This window comes from Ferroplasma sp. Type II (assembly GCF_000496155.1).
Window position 1 is genome coordinate 1 of sequence record NZ_KI542802.1, and the last position, 966, is coordinate 966.

At 39.3% G+C, this 966-nt stretch carries 1 protein-coding gene and 1 pseudogene; both read right to left on the minus strand.

Annotation, left to right across the window (positions count from 1 at the left end):
* Positions 1-86: 86 nt before the first annotated feature.
* Entirely contained in the window at positions 87-656 is a 570-nt protein-coding gene (gene hisH / locus AMDU4_RS12415; protein ID WP_021788294.1) for an imidazole glycerol phosphate synthase subunit HisH, read from the minus strand.
* A pseudogene (locus AMDU4_RS12420) lies at positions 653-966 on the minus strand (imidazoleglycerol-phosphate dehydratase); the annotation flags it as partial. The pseudogene AMDU4_RS12420 and the gene hisH, both read right to left, overlap by 4 nt.

Below are 966 nucleotides of genomic sequence, written 5' to 3' on the forward strand. Positions count from 1 at the left end.
ACCGAATGATTCTTTTCTTTTTATATCTCCATTTTCCAGGGATACTGCTTCTCCGTTGTATATATCAATTGCAGGGTATATATCTATCATTTTAATCCCCCGAAGTTCTTCAAAACACGTACTCCGTTCTCCCCAGATTTTTCTGGATGGAACTGGACACCGTAAATATTTCCTTCTCCTATCCCGGAGGAAAATCTATTTCCATACTCAGTTTCCATAATGGTAAATTCATTTTCTGGAACGTAATATGAATGCATAAAATAAAAGAATGAATTGTCCGGTATACCATTCATGATTAATGATGGTGCCTTTAATGATACAGTATTCCACCCCATGTGAGGAGTTTTAACACCTTTAAATTTCTTAACCCGCCCCTTAAGAATTCCTAAACCTTTTCCAGACCCCTCCTCGCTGTCCTGGAAGAGCATTTCCAGGCCAAGACAAATGCCCAGATAGGGAATTCCGGATTTAATCTTATCCATTAGCACACCTTTTATAGGTTCTATAATATTTGACACGTACTGAAATGAGCCGACACCGGGAAAAATTATTTTTTCTGCTTTTGCTATCTCATAGGGATTGCTGGTTATGGTTCCCCCAACAACTCTATTTATATTTGACAGGTTACCTGTATTTATGTCTATTATAGCTATCATAGCGTCCCCTTTGTACTTCTTGTATATTTTGATTCTTCCAGTGCAGTTCCAAGAGATGCTCCCAGAGCCTTAAAAACGTTTTCCGTTATATGGTGCGAATTTATACCACTGAACTTTATTATATGTAGTGTCATGGACATTGTCCTTGCAAGTGCCCACAGGAACTCATAGAGGAGATTCAGTTCAAAGCCTTCAGCATCACGGAACTCTACCTGGAAGTTGAAATATGCCCTTGAAATGTCCAGGGAAACCAGTATAAGTGATTCGTCCATGGGCATTGTTGCGCTTCCGAATCTTTTTATGGGCCTTC